Here is a 16,334-nt window from a genome sequence, read left to right on the forward strand (position 1 = left end):
GCGCCGTGCCTGGAGGGCGGTTGGACAGCATCGACCGTCACGGCGCAAGGTACCTCGAGGCCGCGACGATGAAGAGGCGATGACGGCCGATCTCGCGGCGTTGGCTGAGAAGTACGGACGCTATGGCTACCGCACGAGCAGCGCGCTGCTGAAGGCGGACGGATGGTTCGTGAACGACGAGCGCGTCGAGTGCATTTGGCGTCGTAAGGGTCGGAAGGTCCCAGCCAGACAGACCGAGCGGGGGCGGATCTGGGACAACGACGGCTCCTGCGTCCGTCTTCGCCCGGAACACCGCAATCACAAGTGGTCGTACGACTTCGTCGAGGCCCGCACGCGTGATGGACGCAAGATCTGGATGCTCAACGTGGTCGACGAACCGAAGGACCGCGCAGCGAGTTCACGCACGAATGCCTGGCGATCCGAGTCGCCCGCAAGCTGAAGGCAACCGACGTCATCGACGTGCTCTCGGATCTGTTCATCCTGCGTGGTGTACCTGGCCATATCCGTTCGGATAACGGCCCGGAGTTCGTTGCGAAGGCCGTCCAAGCTTGGATCACCGGCGTCGGAGCAAAGACGGCCTACATCACGCCAGGCTCACCGTGGGAGAATGGCTACGTTGAAAGCTTCGACGCACGGCTTCGCGACGAACTTCTGAATGGCGAGATCTTCTACACACTCAGGGAAGCGCAGGTCGTCATCGAAAGCTGGCGCCGTCACTACAACGGCGTGCGCCCGCATGCATCGCTGAAATACAGGCCGCCGGCCCCGGAGGTGTTCGTGCGAGCCTTCTCCGCATGGCCAGCTGCGCTCGCTCGACCAGCTCCGCCGGCCAAGCTACCCGTGGCGGAGCGGCCCACCGTGCACTCACTTTACCATCGGTCTACCTCGTGAGGGCCAGTTAGTTCCAGACTGGCAAAGCTTGCTTCTTCCATCGAAATCTTATGGTCGTGCCGGTCGCTGGAAGCGCCGAGCCCAAACCGCCCGCACCAAGGCCACCGCGATCATCAAACCTGTTCGTATCTACACAGCCTAACTCTATACCGTCATTGCTCGACGGGATACCGCCGACAAGATCGTAGCGCACGTAGGTCATAAACCCATCCGCACGACCTCGATCGAGGTAGCCAGGATCTTGCAGCGACCGAGCATCTACGGCGTCGATGATGCAAATCGCGCGATGCCGAGATCATGCCGCCTCCGTCAATGTGTCGGGTGATGCTGCCCTCGGCGAAGACCTATGCTGCGTTCGATATGCCTGACTGGCCGTGCGGCTGGGGGGGGGCAACATGGCATATGCAGCCGCCGAGATGCTGACGTAGTAGATCCGTCCGAGGCAGAAGACCGGGGTGTCCTAGTCGAACCGTGGCGAACGGTGAGCCGATAATTTTTAATCCGAGCTCACCGGATCGAGCCGCCCTCGCCATTGACGAGATCACCGCTCCGTAATAAATGATGACAATAATATAAATGGCGAGTTCGATCGGGGTCTGGGAAGCGGCGATGAATGTCGGTATGGTGATGTTGCTGACGAGCCTCGCTTTGGCGGCGTGCTCGCCGGCCGAGACGGCGGTGCCTGAGAAACCACCGCTCGTTCAGACCGTCGCGGTCGCCCCGGCCGAGGGGGCGGTCTCGCGCTACACCGGGGTCGTTCGGGCGCGGACGGAGAGCAATCTCGGCTTCCGCGTCGGCGGCAAGATCTTCGAGCGGCTGGTCGATCCGGGGGACCGCGTCCGCCTCGGACAGCCGCTGATGCGCCTCGATCGGACCGATTTCGGGCTCGCGCTGAACGCCGCCAAGGCGTCCGTCGAGGCGGCCCGCGCGCAGATGATCAAGGCCAAGGCCGAGGAGGCGCGCAGCCGCAAGCTCGTGGCCGACGGCTGGACTTCGATCCAGGCCTACGACCAGAACAAGGGCGCGGCCGATGCCGCCATCGCGCAGTTCGCCAATGCGGAGGCGCAGGCGAGCCAGATCGCCAACCAGGCGGGCTACGCCGAGCTGCAGGCCGATGCCGACGGCGTGGTGATGGAGGTGCCGACCGAGCCGGGACAGGTCGTCGCCGCCGGCCAGACCGTGGTGAAGCTCGCCCGCGACGGATCGCGGGAGGCGGAGGTGTTCCTGCCCGAGGGCAGCCGGCGCGCGGCGCAGGGGAACGCTTCGGCAACCCTCTACGCCGAGGGCGAGGGAATCTATCCGGCGCGCCTGCGCGAGCTGTCGGCGACGGCCGACCCCGCGACCCGCACCTACCGGGCGCGCTACATCCTGTCGGGCGGCGGCGAGGCCGCGCCGCTCGGGGCCACGGTCACCCTTCGGCTCGCCGACCACGACGTCCGGCGCGAGCCCGCGGTGGAGGTGCCGCTGGCGGCCCTGTTCGACCGGGGCGCCGGCACCGCGGTCTGGCGCTACGACGCCGAGACCGAAACGGTTCGGGAGCAGGCCGTGCGGGTCGCACGCATGGGCGAGGAGCGCGCCGAGGTCGTCGCGGGCCTGAGCCCGGGCGATCGCATCGTGGCGCTCGGCGCCCACCTGCTCAAGCCCGGCGAGAAGGTGCGCCAGGCGGAGGCGAACCTGACGGGGGCGAAGCGATGAGCGGCTTCAACCTCTCCGCGCTCGCCGTCCGCGAGCGGGCGGTCACGCTGTTCCTGCTGATCGCCGTGACGGTCGCCGGCATCTTCGCCTTCCAGAAGCTCGGCCGCGGCGAGGACCCGGCCTTCACCGTCAAGACCATGACGGTCTCGGCGGCGTGGCCGGGCGCCACCGCCGAGGAGATGCAGCGCCAGGTCGCCGACCCGCTCGAGAAGCGGCTGCAGGAGCTCGTCTACTACGACCGCGCCGAGACCACCGTGCGCCCGGGCCTGATGGTGACGAAGGTCTACCTCAAGGACAACATGCCCCCGGGGAAGGTGCAGTCGGAGTTCTACCAGGCGCGCAAGAAATTGTCCGATCAGGCCTCCAGCCTGCCCCGCGGGGTGATGGGGCCGCTGTTCAACGACGAGTTCTCGGACGTCTACTTCGCGCTCTACGCGCTCCAGGCCAAGGGGCTGCCGCACCGCCAGCTCGTGCTCCAGACCGAGGCCCTGCGCCAGCGCCTGCTGCGGCTGCCCGGCGTCGAGAAGATCAACATCCTCGGCGAGCAGGCGCAGAAGATCTTCGTCGAGATCTCGTACCAGCGCCTGGCCACGCTCGGGATCACCGGCCAGCAGCTGCTGGCGTCGCTCGCCAACCAGAACGACGTGACGCCGGCCGGCTTCGTCGAGACAGCGGGGCCGCGGGTCTACCTTCGCCTGGACGGCGCCATCGACGGGCTCGACGCGATCCGCGGCCTGCCGGTGGCGGCGGGCGACCGCAGCCTCAAGCTCGGCGACATCGCGGAGGTGAAGCGCGGCTACGAGGACCCCAGAAGCTTCGCGATCCACAACGACGGCGAGCCGGCCCTGATGCTCGGCCTGGTGATGAAGCCCGGCTTCAACGGCCTCAAGCTCGGCGAGGCGCTCAATGCCGAGGAGGTCGCGATCCATCACGACCTCGCCCTCGGAATCGGCTTCACCAAGATCACCGATCAGGCCAAGGTCATCGACGCGGCGATCCACGAGTTCATGGTCAAGTTCTTCACCGCGCTGTCGGTGGTGATCTTCGTGTCCCTGGTGGCGCTCGGCTTCCGCGTCGGCATCGTCGTGGCGCTGGCCGTGCCGTTGACCCTGTCGGCGGTGTTCGTGGTGATGATGCTGACGGGGCGCGACTTCGATCGCATCACGCTGGGCGCGCTGATCATCTCGCTCGGGCTGCTCGTCGACGACGCGATCATCGCCATCGAGATGATGGTGGTGCGCATGGAGGAAGGCGCCGACCGGATCGAGGCCGCGACCCATGCCTGGAGCGCCACCGCCGCACCGATGCTCACCGGCACGCTGGTGACCATCGCCGGGTTCCTGCCGGTGGGCTTCGCCGCCTCCACGGCCGGCGAATATGCCGGCAACATCTTCTGGGTGGTGGCGTTCTCGCTCGTCGTCTCCTGGATCGTGGCCGTGACCTTCACGCCCTATCTCGGCGTCAAGCTGCTGCCGAACATCGAGCCGGTCGCGGGCGGCCACGCGGCGATCTACGCGACGAAGAACTACCAGCGCCTGCGCCGGATCGTGCGCACCTCGGTCGATCACAAGTGGGCGGCAGCCGGCATCACCGTGGCGCTGTTCGTGGTCGCGGTCATCGGGATGGGCCGCGTCGAGAAGCAGTTCTTCCCGAACTCCGAGCGGCCCGAATTGATCGTCGAGGTCACGCTGCCGACCGGGTCGGCCTTCGTCACCACCGAGGCCACCGTGCAGCGCGTCGAGGCGGCGGTGCGCGACCTGCCGGAGGCCAAGGAGATCACGAGCTATATCGGCCAGGGCATGCCGCGCTTCGTGCTGTCGTTCGATCCCGAGCTGCCGGACCCGGCCTTCGCGCAGATCGTGGTGCAGACCGCGGACGCTGAGGCCCGCGACGCCCTCCGGGCGAAGGTGCGCAAGCTCGTCAAGGACGGCCGCTTCCCCGAGGCGCGCGTGCGGGTGCTGCAGATCGTGTTCGGGCCGCCGATCCGATTCCCGGTCGCGTTCCGGGTGGTCGGCCCCGACCTCGACGTCATCCGCCGCATCGCGGCCGAGGTCGCCGAGGTCATGGCGGGCAATCCCGACATGCGGCTCGTCCATCTCGACTGGGGCGACCGGACGCCGGGCCTTCACCTCGTCCTCGACCAGGAACGCCTGCGCCTGATCGGCCTGACGCCGAAGGAGGCCGGACAGCAGCTGCAGAGCTACCTCAACGGCACGCCCGCCACCCAGGTCCGCGAGAACCTGCGCTCGGTCGACGTGCTGCTGCGCAGCCCCGGCCCGGAGCGACGCTCGCTCGGCGAGATCGGCGACCTGACGCTCGCGACGAAGGACGGCCGGCAGGTGCCGGTCTCGCAGGTCGCGCACCTAGAAAGCCGGAACGAGGATGCGGTGCTCAAGCGCTACAACCGCGAGAGCTACATCCGGGTGCAGGGCGACGTGCTCGACGGCAAGCAGCCGCCGGACGTGCATGCGCAGATCTTCCCGCTGCTGGATCCGATCCGGGCGAGGCTGCCGCCGGGCTACCGCATCGACACGGCCGGCGCCGTCGAGGAGAGCGCCAAGGCGATGACGGCTTTGATCGCCGTGTTCCCGATCATGCTGATCGTCACACTGACGGTGATCATGATCCAGGTGCGCTCGTTCACCACCATGTTCATGGTGTTCGCGACCGCGCCGCTCGGCCTCGTCGGCGCGGTGCCGACCCTGCTGATCTTCCACCAGCCCTTCGGCTTCAACGCGATCCTCGGATTGATCGCGCTGTCGGGCATCCTGATGCGCAACACGTTGATCCTGGTGGATCAGATCCATCACGATCGCGCCTCGGGCCTGTCGGATTACGAGGCCGTGGTGGAATCGACCGTGCGCCGCGCGCGGCCCGTGATCCTGACGGCGGCCGCGGCGATGCTCGCCTTCATCCCGCTCACCCACTCGGTGTTCTGGGGGGCGCTGGCCTACGTCCTGATCGGCGGCGTCGGCGTCGGCACCCTGCTGACGCTGCTGTTCCTGCCGGCCCTCTACGCCCTGTGGTTCCGCGTCGCCCGAACGCCTGCGGATGCGCGGAGCCCCGCGGTCGTTTCCGGACGAGACGGAGCGACTGCGACGACGGGCGCTGTTCCATCCTGAGGGCTGGTGCGGATGGGCGCTCGCCGCCGCGCATGCGACGCGGCAAGTGCCCGATCGATCGACCAGCCCGAGCCCATGCCCCTGAACGGTCGAACGGGCGGCGCTTCGTGCTGGCGGCAACGGCCAGGCGGTGAAAGCGTCCGGCGACAGCGCGACCGTGGACTGATTTAGATGACGCGTCGCATCCACATCGGATGCGATGCGTTAGCGCATCGTCCGCCGGACCGCGCGGCGGCCGCTCGTGAAACGAGGAGACGAAGATGCCGAGGGTGTCTCAGGAGCAGGCGCGGCTGAACCGGCAGCGCGTCGTCGAGGTGGCGTCGGCGCTGTTCCGCCAGCGCGGCCTTCACGGCGTCGGGGTCGCCGACATCATGGGGGCGGCCGGCCTGACGCATGGCGGGTTCTATGGCCAATTCGCCAACAAGGACGCCCTGGCGGCCGAAGCCTTCGAGTGCGCGATCAAGGAGGAATACCGCGGCAATCTCGACAGCCTGGTCGGGAACTACCTGTCGCTCGGGCACGTCCAGGCGCCCGAGAAGGGGTGCCCGCTCGCGGCCCTAGCCAACGACGTCGCGCGGGAGCCCTCGGGTAGCCCGGTGCGCGCGCGGTTCACCCACGGGGTCGAACGCCTCGCCGCCATCCTTGCCGACCTGACGCCGAAGGCCTCGCGCGAGCGCCGCCGGCAGCGTTCGCTGGCGACGCTGTCGACCCTCGTCGGCGCCGTCGTCTTGGCTCGGGCCGTGGACGACGAGGCGCTGGCGAACGACCTGATCGAGGCCGCGCGCGCCTCGGTGGCCGGCTGAGGCCCGCTGGTCAGGACGTCTTCGACGCGTCGCGATACAAATCGGCGTGGCGATCCCGCAGGGCGTTCTTCTGGACCTTGCCCATGGCGTTGCGCGGCAGGTCGTCGGCGAAGAGAACCCGCTTCGGGCATTTGAACCGGGCGAGGCGCCCTTCGAGATGGGCGAGCACCGCCGCCTCGTCCGGAGCGTCCTTCGAACCCACCACGATGGCGGTGACGCCCTCGCCGAAATCGGCGTGCGGCAGGCCGATCACCGCCGATTCGACGACGCCCGGCATTGCGTCGATCTCGGCCTCGACCTCCTTCGGGTAGACGTTGAAGCCGCCGGTGATGATCAGGTCCTTGCCGCGGCCGACGATGTGGACGTAGCCGCGGGCGTCGACCTTGCCGAGATCGCCGGTGACGAAGAAGCCGTCGACCTTGAACTCGGCCGCGGTCTTCTCGGGCATGCGCCAGTAGCCCTTGAACACGTTCGGGCCCTTCACCTCGATCATCCCGACCTGCTCGGAGCCGAGCGGCGCGCCGGTGTCCGGGTCGACGACGCGCAGGGCCACGCCGGGCAGCGGGAACCCGACGGTGCCGGCGATGCGCTCGCCCTCATAGGGGTTCGAGGTGCTCATGTTGGTCTCGGTCATGCCGTAGCGCTCGAGGATGGCGTAACCGGTCCGTGCCCGCCACGCCGCATGCGTCTCGGCCAGCAACGGGGCCGAGCCGGAGGTGAACAGCCGCATGTGCGCGGTCGCCGCCTGCGTCAGCCCGGGATCCTTGAGCAGGCGGGTGTAGAAGGTCGGGACGCCCATCATGCTGGTCGCCCGCGGCATCAGCTTGAGGATCAGCCCGGCGTCGAGGCGCGGCAGGAACAGCATGCTGCCCCCCGACGCCAGCACCGTGTTGATCGCGACGAACAGGCCATGGGTGTGGAACACCGGCAGGGCGTGGATCAGCACGTCGTCGGCGGTGAAGCGCCAGGCCTCGACCAGCGTGCGCGCGTTCGAGGCGAGGTTGTCGTGGCTGAGCATGGCGCCCTTCGAGCGCCCGGTGGTGCCGGAGGTGTAGAGGATCGCGGCGAGATCCTCCGGATCCCGCGGCACGTCGGAGCACTCCGAGCCCTGCGCGTCCGCGGCCTCGGCGGCGCTGCCCCGGCCGGCGGCATCGAGGGTGAGCACGCGGGTGGTCCCGGCGTCCCCGGCGACCGGCACCAGCGCCTCGCGCTTGGCCGGGTCGCAGACGAACAGGGCGGGCTCGGCGTCGCCGAGGAAGTAGGCGACCTCCGGGGCGGTGTAGGCGGTGTTGAGCGGCAGGAACACCGCGCCGGCGCGCACTGCGCCGAGATAGAGGAACACCACCTCGGCGCTCTTCTCCACCTGCACCGCGACCCGGTCGCCGGGGCGGACGCCTGCAGACACCAGCGCGTTCGCGTAGGCCCCGCTGCGCGCGAGCATGTCGGCGTAGCTGTAGCGGCGCCCGTCGGGCGTCTCGATGAAGGTGCTGGCCGCCGGATCCGCCGGCAGGGCCTCGCGGATCAACGCGAAGAGATGATTCGTCATGACACAACGCTCAGCGAAACGGATGATCGGCGGCGGTCCACCCGCCTCAGGCCTCGGCGAGCGCGACGGAACGCGGCGGAGGCAGGTTGGCGCGCAACTCGCGTGAGACCGCGCCGGACGCCGAGACCGTGCCGAGGTTGGCATAGGTCTCGTGGTTCTTCTCGATCGCCGACAGGTCGTAGAGGTAGTTGACCATCAGGCCATGGGATTGCCGCAACCCCTTGCCGGAGACGTCGCCGAGGAAGTTGATCCGCTCGAGGCGCGCGCCGTTGCCGAGATGGAAGCGCGCCACCGGGTCGAGCGGGCGGCCCCGCTCGTTCTTCGCGCGGAGGAAGTAGGCGGCTGCCGCCGGCAGCAGCGCCTTGCGCACGGCATCGGACTTCGCCTTGTCGGTCGCCCAATCCGGCTCGTCCAGCAGGCGAAGCGCCTCGACGTCGTCGCGGGTCAGGCCCTGCGGCGCTTCCGCCCGGCGCTCGCGATCGAGCCAGCGCGCGAAACCCGGAACCGGCGAGAGCGTGACGAAGGTCTTCAGGGTCGGGATCTCGCGGGCGAGGTCCTCGACCACCTGCTTGATCAGGAAGTTGCCGAAGGTGACGCCGGCCAGGCCCTTCTGGCAGTTCGAGATCGAGTAGAAGATCGCGGTCGTGGCGGATTTCAGCGGAAGCGGATCGCGCGCCTGCGACAGGATCGGCGCGATCGCCGGCGCGATCGCGCTGGTCAACGCGACCTCGACGAAGATCAGCGGCTCGTCGACCAGTGCCGGGTGGAAGAACGCGAAGCAGCGCCGGTCCGCCGGCTCGATCCGGCGGCGCAGGTCGTCCCAGCCGGCGATCTCGTGGACTGCCTCGTAGCGGATGATCTTCTCGAGGATGTGAGCCGGCGTCGTCCAGTCGATGTGGCGCAGCACCAGGAAGCCGCGGTTGAACCACGAGGCGAACAGGTGCTCGAAGTCCGAATCGAGGCTGTCGGCGGCGTCGATCAGGTTGGGCTCGCCCTCGTCGCGCAGGATGCGGCGCAGGTCGAACAGGTCCTCGCGCATCCGGACCAGGCTCAGCGTGCCGTCGCGGGCAAGGTTGAGGCGGCGGATCAGTTCCTGGGAGCGCGGCTCGGCCTCCTCGTGCAGGTGACCGAGGCGTGCCCGCGTCGGGTCCGAGCGATAGGCCTGGATCGCGGCGTCGACCGCGTCGTGGTCGGCATCGAACTCGACGGCGATCAGGCGCAGGAAGGCGTGGCGCTCGTCGGTGCCGAGCGTCGCGTAGCGGTCGAGGATCAGCCGCGCGAGGGCGACGCCCGATGCCTCGCCGCGGCGCGAGATCAGGTCGTCGCAGAGCTTGACCAGCTCGGCGGCGTTGGCCCGTGCGGCGAGATCGCCGCGGCCGAAGCTGATGAGGTCGCGACCGCGGTCGCTGATGGTCTGAAGGAGATCGCCGAAGAAAGAGATCGCCGCCATGGATCGCCGTCCGCGTCTCGTTTCGAAACCGGCCGCCGCGGAGGCTCCGGTCGTCCCGCACGGCGATGCCGGCGGCCCCACCGTTTACGGCGTGACCGCGCGCAGGGCCAGACCCCCCGTGAGGCCGCGAAGGCCGAAGCGGAACTCCGGGACGTCGTGGCCGGCTCCGCCGTGAAGGGCGATCAGCGGCGCTCGTCGCCGGCCTGGGCCACGACGGCGCTGTCGGCGCGCTCGCGCCAATCGCCGAGGCCGTATTGCCGGGCGAACTTCAGCTCGGCCGCCCGCCGCGCGCGATCGGGGTCGCGGGCACGCTGGATCTCGACGGATCCGATGGTGAACGGAAGACCGAAGATCTGCTTCTCGAAATCCACCCGATAATTCGGCATGCAACCCTCTCTCGTCGTGTCGGTCACGCTCCGCCGCACGAATCGGTGCCACCAATCCTATGAACGGCATCAGAACCTGAATCGCCGCGATCGCCAAATCGATTGCCAGCAATCGACCCGCGCGTGGAACATCGTCCGTGGACGAAACATATGCAGGCGCAGCGGAATCGAAACCGGGTGCGCCACTCCTACGCGGCCGTGCCCTGCGCGCGCCGCCGTTGTCACCCGCCCGGTCGGCGCCTAGGCCGACCGCGATCCCTCGCAACCAGAGATACGAGTCTCATGCTCACAGAGCCGAACCGCTCGCGCGCCACGGAGCCCCGCTCGTGAGCGACATCCCCGTGCCGCATCCCGACCTGAGCACGAAGGCGCGGCTCGGGCTGACGCTGATCGCGGGCGGGGCGGTGGCCAACATCTACTACAACCAGCCGCTGCTCGGGCTGCTGGTGGCCGATTTCGGGCCGCGCGCCGCCTTGTGGGTGCCGACCGGCTGCCTCGTCGGCTACGGCCTCGGCATCGTCGGGCTGGTGCCGCTGGGCGATGCCTGGCCGCGGCGCCAGCTGATCATCGCGCAGCTTCTCGCGCTGAGCCTGGTGCTCGTCGTCGCCGCGCTCAGCCCGAACCTGCCGATCCTGGCGCTCGCCAGCCTCCTGATCGGCTTCCTGTCGTCGGCGGCGCAGCAGGCGGTGCCGTTCGCGGCCGAGCTGGCGCCGGACGCCACCCGCGGCCGCATCGTCGGGCAGGTGATGACCGGGTTGCTTTCCGGCATCCTGCTCGCGCGGACCGTCAGCGGCTTCGTCGGCGCGCATCTCGGATGGCGGGCGGTGTTCTTCGCCGCCGCCGTGGTCTCGCTTGCGATGGCTGCGGTCGCGGCCGCGACCCTGCCCCGGACCGCGGCGAAGCGCCTGCGCTACCGGGCGCTGATGCTGTCGATCCTGCACCTCGCCAGGACCCAGCCCGTGCTGCGCAACGCCAGCCTGTCGCAGGCGCTGCTGTTTGCCGCGTTCAACGCGTTCTGGGTCACCCTCGCCCTGCTGGTGGAGGCCGAGCCGTTCAACCTGACCGCGGCCGGCGCCGGGCTGTTCGGCGTGATCGGCGTCTGCGGCGCCCTCGTCGCGCCGGTCTCGGGCCGCTTCACCGATCTGCGCGGCGCACGACCGGTGGTCGTGGGCGGAAGCCTGCTGGTCGTGGCGGCGTTCGCGGTGCTCTGGGCCGGCGGCACGTGGTCGCTCGCCGCCGTCGCCGTCGGCGTGCTGCTGATCGACATCGGCATGAACGGCGCGCTGATCGCCAACCAGACGCGCGCCTACGCGCTCGTCCCGGGCGCGCGCGGACGGATCAACACCGTGCTGTTCACGGCGATGTTCGTCTTCGGAGCGATCGGCGCTTATGCCGGATCGCAGGCCTTCCTGCTCGCCGGCTGGGGCGGGGTCTGCGCGGTCGGCATCGCCTTCGCCGTCGCCGCCCTGCTCGTCGCCGTGCTCGACCGGCGCCCGACGATCATCTGAGGATCCGCGACAGGCGGCACCAGGCGTTCCTGTCGGCGGGCAGCCCGAAGCGCAGGCGCGCCGGCGCCTCGGCGAAGCGCCGGACGTGGATTCCGGCCGCCCCGAGCCGCCGGAACAGGCCCGGCGCATCGGCAAAATCGGCCGTGCGGAACAGGACGGTTCCGCCGACCGGCGTCCCGCCCGCCCGGGCGATCATGCGGTCGAGGCGCCCCGCATCGGCGGCGCGGGCGGCTGCGGCGTCGCGGCGCCACGCGGCATCGTCGAGGGCGGCGCGGCCGATCGCGAGCGCCGGCCCGGCGACGGCCCAGGGCCCGAGCGCCCCCGCGATCCGGCGCGCGATCCCGGATTCCGCCACGGCGAAACCGAGCCTGAGGCCGGCGAGCCCGTAGGTCTTGCCGAACGAGCGCAGGATCACGAGCCCCGGCCGCAGCCGCGGGCACAGGCTCTCGACGGCTTCGAGATCGGCGAAGGCCTCGTCCACGACAAGCAGGCCGTTGCGGGCGGAGAGGACTTCGGCGAGGGCGAGCAGCGGGGACACCGGCCACGTCCGCCCGTCGGGGTTGTTGGGATTGACCACGACCACGACCTGCGCGGTGCCGACCGCTTCGAGGCATGGCACCGTCGAGACGGCGTGCCCGGCCCGACGCCACGCCGCCGCGTGCTCGGCATAGGTCGGCCCGACGACGGCGACCGCGCGCGGCGAAACCAGGCGGGGGATCGTCTCGATCAGGATCTGCGTGCCCGGCGCCGGCACGATTCGGTCGGGCGCTGCCCCGTAGGCGCGGGACGCTGCCTCGCGGAGCGCGGCATGGTCCGCGGCGGAGGGCAGCCGGTGGAACAGGCTGGCGTCGATCGCCGGGCAGGGATAGGGGACCGGATTGATCCCGGTCGAGAGGTCGATCCAAGGCTCCGGCGCATCGGGAAACATCCGCCGCGCCGCATCGAGGTCGCCGCCATGGGCGATCGGCTCCGCCTCGGGCCTCCCCGGACCCCAGACGCCATGTCCACCGCGCTCGCTCATCCGCCCGATACGCTCGCCATCCTCGCCCTCGCCCTCGCGATCGAGGCGGCCTTCGGCTATCCGGACGCGCTCTACAGGGCGCTCGGCCACCCTGTCACCTGGATCGGCCGGGTGATCGCCGTCCTCGACCGCGGCCTCAACCGCGGCGGCCGCACCGCGCGGCGGCTCGGCGGGATTCTCGCGCTCGCCGTCCTCCTCTCCTGCGTCGGCGCGACCGCCCTCGGTCTCACCCTCGCGGCGGGGCTGGCCGGCCCGCTCCCGGCGATCTCGCTCATCGCCCTCCTCTGCGCCAGCCTGCCGGCCCAGCGCAGCCTGTACCAGCACGTCGCCCGAGTCGCGGAGGGGCTGCGCGGCGAGGGCCTGCCGGGCGGCCGGCGCGCGGTGTCGATGATCGTCGGGCGCGATCCCGAGACGCTGGACGAAGCCGGGATCTGCCGCGCCGCGATCGAGAGCCTGGCGGAGAACTTCTCCGACGGCATCGTCGCGCCGGCCTTCTGGATCGGGCTCGGCGGCCTGCCGGGCGGCGCGCTCTACAAGGCGATCAATACCGCCGACAGCATGATCGGCCACCGCACCCCGCGCCACGAGGCCTTCGGCTGGGCTTCGGCCCGGCTCGACGACCTCGTGAACCTGCCCGCCTCGCGGCTCACCGCCCTGCTGATCGTCGCCGCCGCCGCGATCCATCACGGCGCCTCGCCGGGCGGCGCCTGGCGCGCGATCCGGCGCGACGCCGGCCGCCACCGCTCGCCGAATGCCGGCTGGCCCGAGGCGGCGATGGCCGGCGCGCTCGGCCTTCGGCTCGCCGGCCCGCGGGTCTATGCCGGCGTCGCGGTCGAGGATGCCTGGATGGGCGACGGCCGCGCGGCGGCGGCGGCCGACGACATCGAGCGGGCCCTGCGCCTCTATCGAACCGCCTGCGTGCTGCTGTGTGGGCTCGCCGCCGGCGCGACCGGGCTCGCCATGCTCTGATCGGCGGCGCGGCGGCCGGCATCGCGCCGCAGGGCGCCGAGCACGACGAAGACGAGGCACGAGCCGACCACGAGGCAGGCCGAGAGGAAGATCATCGGCACGAGGTCGCTGCCGCTTCGGTCGCGGATGATCGGCACGGCGTTCTGGGCGATGAAGCCACCGAGATTGCCCACCGAGTTGATCGCCGCGATTCCGGCCGCGGCCGACGCGCCCTTGAGGAAGGTCGGCGGCAGCGACCAGAACACCGGCTGGGCCGAGAAGATGCCGGCCGCCGCCACGCACAGGCAGGCGAACTTCGGGATCGAGCCCGGCACCACCACGCTCAGCGCCAGCGCCGACGCGGCGACGAGCCCCGGGCCGACGACGTGCCAGGTCTGCTCGCCCGTGCGCGCGGAATGCCGCGGCACCCACCACAGCGCCAGCCCGGTGACGACCCACGGGATGATGTTGATGAAGCCGTTGACGGTGTTGGTAACGCCGAAGCTGCGCACCACCGTCGGCAGCCAGTAGCTCAGGCCATAGGCGGCCAGCGGAAACGCGACGTAGACGCTGGCGAGCATCCACACGCGCCGGTCGAGGAGCGCGGCGAACGGGTTGCCGTGCTCGACCTTGCCGCCGGTCTCGCGCTCCTCCCGCAGCGTCCGGCCGAGCCAGTCGCGGCCGGCGCGATCGAGCCAGGGCGCCTTCTCCGGCCCGTCCGGCAGGACCACCAGCACGATCACGGCCAGCAGCAGCGCCGGCACGCCGGTGCTGACGAACACCCACTGCCAGCCCTTGAGCCCGAGCGCGCCGTCGAGGTCGAGCAGCGTGCCGCCGATCGCCGCGCCGACGGCGTTGGCCACCGCGCTCGCGATCATGAACCAGCCGATCATCGCCGCGCGGTGCTTCTGCGGGAACCACAGGGTCAGCACGAACAGCACGCCGGGGAAGAACCCGGCTTCGGCGACGCCGAGAAGGAAGCGCAGCCCGTAGAACATCGCCGTGTTCCGGGTGAAGCCGAGCAGCACCGTGATCAGGCCCCAGGTCGCCATGATCCGGGCGAACCACAGGCGCGCGCCGACGCGTTCCAGGATGACGTTGGCCGGGACCTCGCACAGGAAATAGCCGAGGAAGAACAGCGACGCCCCGAGCCCGAAGACGCTCTCGCTCAGCCCGAGGTCGCCGACCATCTGCAACTTGGCATAGGAGATGTTCTGCCGGTCGATATAGGCGATCAGGTACATCACCCCGAGCAGGGGCATCAGCCGCCAGGTCACCGACGCGATCGTGCGTCGGGCGAGCGCGTCGTCGGCCGCGGTCTCGGTGGGCGTCATCGGGCGTTCCTCGCGTCCCGGCGGTCGATCGCGACCGGCCGCGCTTTCGCACGAGACTAGGCCCCGCGGCGGCGCGTGCCTATCGGCCCGCAGCGATCCCCGACCGCCCGCGATGCCTGCTCGCGGACAGGACCCGCCCGGGTGTCATGCCCGATGCGCCTCATCCCCGGTGCGCCTCATCGCGCCAGGGCCAGCAGCCGGTCGCAGTCGACATGCTGCTCGAGATGCGCCGCAAGGGCATCGAGCACCCGCTCGATGCCAGCCTCGTAGGAGGCGCCGTCGGATCGTGCGCCGAGGCGGGCGAGCCATGCGGCACGCTGGCGGTCGTCGGCGAACAGGCCGTGGACGTAGGTGCCGGACACCAGGCCGTCGGCGGAGACCGCACCGTCGGCGCGCCCGTCGGCGAGGCGCAGCAGCGGCCGTTCCGCGTCGGCGCCGGTGGTGTCGCCGACATGCATCTCGTAGCCGGTGAACGGCATGCCGTCGGGCAGGCTGGTGCCGGAGACGGCTTCCAGCCGCTTCAACGGCGTCATCACCGTGTCGACGGCGAGCAGCCCGAGGCCGGGCACGGTCCGCGCCTCGCCCTCGATGCCGTCCGGATCGGACAGCGTCCGCCCGAGCATCTGGTATCCGCCGCACAGGCCGAGCACCCGGCCGCCGCGGCGTAGATGCGCATGCAGGTCCACGTCCCAGCCCTGCGCCCGGACGAATTCGAGATCGTCGATCGTGGTCTTCGAGCCCGGCAGCAGCACCAGGGCGGCATCGCCCGGGATCGCCTCGCCCGGGCGGACCAGCACCACCTCCACCGCGGGCTCGGCCCGCAGCGGGTCGAGGTCGTCGAAGTTGGCGATCCGCGGAAACACCGGCACCGCGATGCGCGTCGCCGCCGGGCCGGCGGACCCGACGAGGCCGAGCACGTCCTCGGCCGGCAGGCGCGCCGCCTCGGGAAAGTGCGGGATCAGGCCGAGGCTGGCCCAGCCGGTGTGGCGCGCGATCAGGTCCATGCCGTCTGAGAACAGGCTCGGGTCGCCGCGGAAGCGGTTGACCAGGAAGCCGACGATCATCGCGGCGTCGTCGGGATCGATCACCGCCTTGGTGCCGACGAGGCTGGCGATGACCCCGCCGCGGTCGATGTCGCCGAGCAGCACCACCGGCGTATCCGTCGCGCGGGCGAACCCCATGTTGGCGATGTCGCCGGCACGCAGGTTGACCTCGGATGCCGAGCCCGCACCCTCGACGAGAATCAGGTCGGCCTGCGTCCTCAGGCGGTCGAAGCTGTCGAGCACCGCCTCCAGCAGGCGCGGCTTCCACGCCTGGTAGTCGCGCGCCTTCACCGTCGCGACCATGCGGCCCTGCACCACCACCTGGGCGCCGACCTCGGTCTGGGGCTTGAGCAGCACCGGGTTCATGTGGATCGACGGCGCGACGCCGGCCGCCCGCGCCTGCAGCGCCTGCGCCCGCCCGATCTCGCCGCCATCCGCTGTGACGGCGGCGTTGTTCGACATGTTCTGCGGCTTGAACGGGCGCACCCGAAGCCCGCGTCGGGTGAAGACGCGCGCGAGCCCGGCAACGATCAGCGACTTGCCGACGTCCGAGCCGGTGCCCTGGATCATTAGGCTTCGGGTCACGG

General features: G+C 70.4%; 11 protein-coding genes and 1 pseudogene. 6 read left to right on the forward strand and 6 right to left on the reverse strand.

Features of this window, described 5'->3' with window-relative positions:
• From MKK70_RS16965 to MKK70_RS16980, 4 genes and pseudogenes are all read left to right on the forward strand, one after another.
• Window positions 1–891, forward strand: a pseudogene (locus MKK70_RS16965) (IS3 family transposase); the annotation flags it as partial.
• 609 nt (window positions 892–1,500) lie between these two features.
• Window positions 1,501–2,586: an efflux RND transporter periplasmic adaptor subunit gene (locus MKK70_RS16970; protein WP_243949060.1), complete on the forward strand. Its 1,086-nt coding sequence runs from the start codon at window positions 1,501–1,503 to the stop codon at window positions 2,584–2,586.
• Window positions 2,583–5,708 carry an efflux RND transporter permease subunit gene (locus tag MKK70_RS16975; RefSeq protein WP_243949061.1) on the forward strand — a complete coding sequence of 1,042 codons (3,126 nt, stop codon included), beginning with the start codon at window positions 2,583–2,585 and terminating at the stop codon, window positions 5,706–5,708. Before MKK70_RS16970 ends, MKK70_RS16975 begins: the two co-directional genes overlap by 4 nt.
• Before the next feature lie 260 nt (window positions 5,709–5,968).
• Entirely contained in the window at window positions 5,969–6,511 is a 543-nt protein-coding gene (locus tag MKK70_RS16980; protein ID WP_147726425.1) for a TetR family transcriptional regulator, read from the forward strand.
• 10 nt (window positions 6,512–6,521) lie between these two features.
• On the opposite strand, the gene MKK70_RS16985 is transcribed toward MKK70_RS16980, so the two are convergent.
• From MKK70_RS16985 to MKK70_RS16995, 3 genes are all read right to left on the reverse strand, one after another.
• A complete protein-coding gene (locus tag MKK70_RS16985; RefSeq protein ID WP_243949062.1) occupies window positions 6,522–8,057 on the reverse strand; it encodes a malonate--CoA ligase in 1,536 nt (511 codons plus the stop codon).
• A 46-nt stretch (window positions 8,058–8,103) separates the two neighbouring features.
• Window positions 8,104–9,507, reverse strand: a complete 1,404-nt coding sequence (locus MKK70_RS16990) for a malonyl-CoA decarboxylase (protein ID WP_243949063.1) — start codon at window positions 9,505–9,507, stop codon at window positions 8,104–8,106.
• A gap of 182 nt (window positions 9,508–9,689) precedes the next feature.
• Window positions 9,690–9,893 (reverse strand): hypothetical protein, encoded by a 204-nt coding sequence (locus tag MKK70_RS16995; RefSeq protein ID WP_147726422.1) that lies wholly within the window; start codon window positions 9,891–9,893, stop codon window positions 9,690–9,692.
• Between the two features lie 326 nt (window positions 9,894–10,219).
• Here MKK70_RS16995 and MKK70_RS17000 point away from each other — a divergent pair, with 326 nt between their 5' ends.
• On the forward strand, window positions 10,220–11,401 hold the full coding sequence (locus tag MKK70_RS17000; protein WP_243949065.1) for an MFS transporter: 1,182 nt from the start codon (window positions 10,220–10,222) through the stop codon (window positions 11,399–11,401).
• Here the strand turns inward: MKK70_RS17000 and cobD are convergent.
• Window positions 11,394–12,422 (reverse strand): threonine-phosphate decarboxylase CobD, encoded by a 1,029-nt coding sequence (cobD, locus tag MKK70_RS17005; protein WP_243949067.1) that lies wholly within the window; start codon window positions 12,420–12,422, stop codon window positions 11,394–11,396. The two genes, MKK70_RS17000 and cobD, sit on opposite strands and share 8 nt — an antisense overlap.
• Between cobD and cbiB the strand changes: the two genes are divergently transcribed.
• Window positions 12,402–13,391, forward strand: coding sequence for an adenosylcobinamide-phosphate synthase CbiB (gene cbiB, locus MKK70_RS17010; protein WP_243949068.1), 990 nt, complete (start codon window positions 12,402–12,404; stop codon window positions 13,389–13,391). The two genes, cobD and cbiB, sit on opposite strands and share 21 nt — an antisense overlap.
• On the opposite strand, the gene MKK70_RS17015 is transcribed toward cbiB, so the two are convergent.
• Window positions 13,325–14,704 (reverse strand): MFS transporter, encoded by a 1,380-nt coding sequence (locus MKK70_RS17015; protein ID WP_243949069.1) that lies wholly within the window; start codon window positions 14,702–14,704, stop codon window positions 13,325–13,327. The genes cbiB and MKK70_RS17015 overlap by 67 nt on opposite strands.
• A gap of 176 nt (window positions 14,705–14,880) precedes the next feature.
• Complete coding sequence (locus MKK70_RS17020) at window positions 14,881–16,317, reverse strand: cobyric acid synthase (protein ID WP_243949070.1); 1,437 nt, start codon at window positions 16,315–16,317, stop codon at window positions 14,881–14,883.
• Window positions 16,318–16,334 lie beyond the last annotated feature (17 nt).

The sequence above is a fragment of the Methylobacterium sp. E-041 genome (assembly GCF_022829665.1).
Classification (GTDB): domain Bacteria; phylum Pseudomonadota; class Alphaproteobacteria; order Rhizobiales; family Beijerinckiaceae; genus Methylobacterium.